Consider the following 4,264-nt stretch of genomic DNA (forward strand, 5'->3'; position numbering starts at 1 on the left):
ACCACGAGATCGACTGGCTCACGTGAAAGAACATAGTCAAACTGCTTGCTATCGTGGACTGCGGTTACCTTCAGGGCATGCATCGGCGATGAGGCGCCGCATTGCGGCATCATCGTCAATGACAAGAACATGTTTCAACCGCACACCTCGTTTTGGGGGTTGCGCCCCGATCAGGGTTGCATTACCTGAATCTGCAAGCAAAAGGCATGTATTAGTGATGACATTACTTGAAATTGAACAACTGGTTCTCAAAACCCTCAACGCTCTAGTTGCCGAAAAAGTAGAGGTCTCGATGACAACCAGAATGCGGGATCTCGGCCTCGACAGCCTCGACTATAACGAGCTTGCTACGGCGATCGAGAGCCGACTTGGCTGGTTTGTCGACGATTACAAGCTCTGGCAATACGAGTCCGTAAGGCATGTCGCCGACGCCGTCGCCAGTCAGGAGTTGCGCACCGCGGAACCACCAGCAGTGCGGCAAGTGCTGGAGTAGTGCTGTAGGCACAGGTTACGGTGAGGGCAGCTTGGGCGGCGGTAGCTATGGCCATTGCTCCGCTGTGGTTTGTATCCGTGACTGGTGTGTTTGAGAACTGTTGGGTCAGCCCGGTCCATGTCGCAGTGCCGATGCCCCCTTGGTGGCGTTGCCCGCAATTGCGATCGCTGCGCCCAGGGCACCAATGCTGACGGTCGTTGTCAGGCCACCCGTTGAATTGTTGTCAGAGGCAACAGTGCCCACCACACCATCCCAATTGGTGGTCGTATCGACCGACATGTAGTCACGGAACACGCTCTCACTATACGTGGTCACGATCGTTGCCGTCGTACCGGTTGGCACGAGGGCTGACCACACTGACAGATAGACCACACCAGAATTGAAGATGCTTTCCACCTGAGCGAGAAGGGTGGCAGCCACACCCCCAATCGTCATACTGTTGACGGTCACTGCACTTTCGGTGTCAGTGGTCTCAGTTGTCACGATGACACGACGATTAGCGTGTGGCGCGACAAGAAGCGGAATGCTGGTGTGGGTGTAAACGGTCGTGGCAGTCGAGTCTTCGTGAGTGCCATTGAAGACCAGATCTATCGGGAACATTTTCTCCCAGACGCCCGAGCTGCGCACATAGACCTGTCGAGCCTTGGTCCAGAGGCTTGAGATTTTCACCCAGACGGCGCTGGCCGCCCCCCAGACCCCGGAGGCTTTGACGTAAAGGGCCATTACGGCTGCACCCAGAAATCACCGTCCACGCCGCCAGAAGGGGCAGCGGCCGAGATCGTGACGCTGCGATTTGCCATCGTGCCGACGCCGAGAAGCGCCTTGGTCTGGGCAATGGACTGCGGTCGACGATAATTGTCCCCGGTGCCGTCACTCGACACGCGACCGACGAAGCTCGTCACAGCGTCGGCACCTGTGGCGTAGGTCGAGCGGTACAAACGCGTCGTGATATCACCAGCGCCATCGCGCTGAGGCGATGAACATGTATGGCGAGAGCAGAACGTTTGGGGCGGGGCGGGACGAAGAGGTTGCGGAGGGCTGACAAGGTCGAGACGAAGCGTTGCAGGCCTCTCGGCGATCGGACCCCTGCATCATCCGCTCCCGTTTTCGCGGCGGCACATGGGAATTCTCCGCTCCGTTGTTCAACCCCTTGTGCGACCGGTGCTTGACGTCCGGCATCACCTGTCGCTTTGCCGCTCCATACGAGCGCAGCTAGTCGGTGATCATGCGCTTCGGCGCGAGCCCCTGCTTCTTCAACAGCCGCGTCAGCAAGCGCTTGGCGGCCTTGGTGTTGCGGCGGTTTTGCACGATTTCGTCCAGCACATATCCATCCTGGTCGACGGTGCGCCACAACCAAAGCTTTTTGCCGGGCGATGGTGACGACCACTTCGTTCAGGTACCAGACGTCATTCCGGCACGCGGCTTGCGGCGCAAGCAGCGAGCGCAGTCCAGCCCGAACTTGATGCCCCACCGGCGACTTGTCTCATACGAAACCACGATGCCGCGTTCCAGCAGCATTTCCTCAACCAGGCGCAGGCTCAGCGGAAACCGGAAATAAAGCCAGACCGCGTGGGCGATAATAGGCGGCGGAAATCGGGGGGCGTGTAGCTGACGGCGGGCGTATTCATGCCCCCCGGCGTCCATGTCGCAAATCTTGACGATTGCTTTGTGTGTCAAGCCCGCCGCAGGTCTCAACGCGTTCAATGCAGACATTGTGAAAATCGCCCTATCCGCCTTTTTTTACCGCCCCTTAAGTCCCCCGCTCGCATGCTTGTCGATGCCATTGAACTCATAGCCATCGGCCAAGGATTTTGGAAAATATGTTTCCGCTCGCAGCAGAAAACGTGAGAGTCGCTGTAGGCCTAACGTTAAGGGGAGAGAGCGGTTTGATTGGACGAAATGGGTACCGGAGTACCGAGTCATGAAGCCACGAGGTAATCTGGTCCGACTGAAGCAATTTCAGGTGAATGAGAAGCGGCGACAGTTGCACCAGCTAGACATCATGATTGCCGATTTCGAACGCATGGCGCGAGAACTGGACTTCCAGTTAAACGCCGAGGAAACGAAGGCCGGCATCTCCGATGTCAATCATTTCGCTTATCCGACGTTCGCCAAGGCCGCTCGCCTACGTCGTGACAACGTCAAGAATTCGCAATCGGACCTTCTGCGGCAGAGAACCGCAGCCGAGCCATGCCTCGCCGAGGCTGAAGCAGAGCTCTCCAAGGCGCAAATGCTAGAATCGCGCAGCGGCAGAGGCCACGACCTCGAACCCGGCAACCGAAGCGCCATGATCGGCTGAGCCGGATGGCTTCAGCGCGCCTCATTCGCGACACCCGACTGGCCGTTGGCGCGCGAGAGGCGTGCGGGCACTGTAAAGATATCAGCGTATTGATGCAGCGATAGCTGGTCGGGACGGCTGTCATGCTGCGGCGACATACGCGATTTTGTTCCAGATTTGCATGGCGGCGTTACGCAGGTATTGGGGGAAAGTGGAACTGGTTGGCACTCGGATCATCGGTGGAAACGAACCGCTGCCGGCGGATCGGTCCTGGCGGCAACGCCTGGCGCTTTCGGCGGCGGCGGTAACGGCAAAGCAGGCTGGCCGGTCGAGGATGAAGCGGCACCTGCGCGATGCCGTTCTGCTCACGGCCGGGAGACGGGGTCGGCCCCGCCGGCCGGATGCTGCTCGCTTGGCGCGGCATCGTAAAGACAACCGACAGCTTATGAAGATGTGCGTACATTGGGCCATGTCAGAAGTTGCTCGTGATCCGCTCTATGGTCGCCACCGCTTTCCCGCCGAGATCATTGCGCACGCGGTATGGCTCTACTTTCGCTTTCCGCTCAGCCTGCGCATGGTTGAGGACATGCTGGCGGCCCGCGGCATCATCGTCACGCATCAGACCGTTCGAAGCTGCGCGGAGAAATTCGGACGGCATTCCGCCCAGGAGATCAATATCAGCCGGCTGCCTGGGCGACAAATGGCATCTCGATGAATGTGTCGTGGCTATCAGTGGCAAGAAGCAGTGGCTCTGGCGTGCCGTCGATCAGGACGGCTTCGTCCTCGAAGTGCTGGTACAAAGCCGCCGAAATGCCAAGGCGGCAAAGCGTCTGATGCGCAAGTTGCTGAAAGCTCAAGGGCGGACACCACGGATCATGATCACCGACAAGCTCCGATCCTATGATGCCGCCATGCGCGACCTCATGCCCGGCGTCGAACACCGGTCGCACACAGGCCTGAAAATCGAGCGGAAAATTCGCACCAGCCGACCCGACGACGCGAAAGGATCATGAAACGCTTCAAGTCGGCACGCCAGCTTCAGCGGTTCGTTTCCATCCATGATCCGATTGCCGACCTGCTCACTTTCCCTGCAATGCGCTGTCATCGGCTCAACATCGAGACCTGCGTAACGCCCCATGCAAATCTGGAACAAAATCGCGTGTGTCGCCACAGCGTGACAGCCGTCCCGGCCAGCTATCGCTGCATCAAGCCGCTGAAACTTACAGTGCCGGGCGCGCTGCTACCTGAATTTCCTTACCGCTCAATCAATGTGACAGCACCGATTCTTCTCAACCGCGGCATGCCCTAAATCGTCACTTGCGTTCCGATCTCGACGACGCGTCCGGTCGGGATCTGGAAGTACTCCGTCGCGTCGGCCGCCGTACGCGCCAGGCCGATGAACAACCGGTCCTGCCACACCGGCATGCCGGAATTGGGCGAGGCCTTGAGCGAACGCCGTGACAGGAAGAACGAGGTCGTCATGATGTCGAACT

General features: G+C 58.8%; 5 protein-coding genes and 4 pseudogenes. 4 read left to right on the top strand and 5 right to left on the bottom strand.

The window, feature by feature from the left end:
* Positions 1–138: pseudogene (locus NKI69_RS33405) on the bottom strand (DNA-binding response regulator); the annotation flags it as partial.
* A gap of 79 nt (positions 139–217) precedes the next feature.
* On the opposite strand from NKI69_RS33405, the gene NKI69_RS33410 reads away from it, so the two are divergent.
* On the top strand, positions 218–493 hold the full coding sequence (locus tag NKI69_RS33410) for an acyl carrier protein (protein WP_023679571.1): 276 nt from the start codon (positions 218–220) through the stop codon (positions 491–493).
* 105 nt (positions 494–598) lie between these two features.
* Here the strand turns inward: NKI69_RS33410 and NKI69_RS33415 are convergent, their stop codons facing one another.
* The 3 genes and pseudogenes from NKI69_RS33415 to NKI69_RS33425 all read right to left on the bottom strand — a co-directional run bounded on the left by NKI69_RS33415 (position 599) and on the right by NKI69_RS33425 (position 2,121).
* A complete protein-coding gene (locus NKI69_RS33415) occupies positions 599–1,216 on the bottom strand; it encodes a hypothetical protein (RefSeq protein WP_023749049.1) in 618 nt (205 codons plus the stop codon).
* Complete coding sequence (locus NKI69_RS33420) at positions 1,216–1,395, bottom strand: hypothetical protein (protein WP_031194388.1); 180 nt, start codon at positions 1,393–1,395, stop codon at positions 1,216–1,218. Before NKI69_RS33420 ends, NKI69_RS33415 begins: the two co-directional genes overlap by 1 nt.
* Positions 1,392–2,121, bottom strand: a pseudogene (locus NKI69_RS33425) (IS6 family transposase). Before NKI69_RS33425 ends, NKI69_RS33420 begins: the two are co-directional and overlap by 4 nt.
* Before the next feature lie 293 nt (positions 2,122–2,414).
* On the opposite strand from NKI69_RS33425, the gene NKI69_RS33430 reads away from it, so the two are divergent.
* The 3 genes and pseudogenes from NKI69_RS33430 (at position 2,415) to NKI69_RS33440 (ending at position 3,949) form a co-directional block, all read left to right on the top strand.
* Positions 2,415–2,792, top strand: a complete 378-nt coding sequence (locus tag NKI69_RS33430) for a hypothetical protein (RefSeq protein ID WP_023679574.1) — start codon at positions 2,415–2,417, stop codon at positions 2,790–2,792.
* Between the two features lie 160 nt (positions 2,793–2,952).
* Positions 2,953–3,165 (top strand): annotated as a pseudogene (locus NKI69_RS33435) (DUF1403 family protein); the annotation flags it as partial.
* A 75-nt stretch (positions 3,166–3,240) separates the two neighbouring features.
* A pseudogene (locus tag NKI69_RS33440) lies at positions 3,241–3,949 on the top strand (IS6 family transposase).
* A gap of 127 nt (positions 3,950–4,076) precedes the next feature.
* Here NKI69_RS33440 and NKI69_RS33445 read toward each other — a convergent pair.
* Positions 4,077–4,264: KUP/HAK/KT family potassium transporter (locus tag NKI69_RS33445; protein ID WP_352443283.1), on the bottom strand; the 188-nt coding region annotated here is incomplete at its 5' end.

Origin of the sequence: Mesorhizobium sp. M0491, from assembly GCF_040321265.1 — a bacterium.
Taxonomy (GTDB): Bacteria; Pseudomonadota; Alphaproteobacteria; order Rhizobiales; family Rhizobiaceae; genus Mesorhizobium.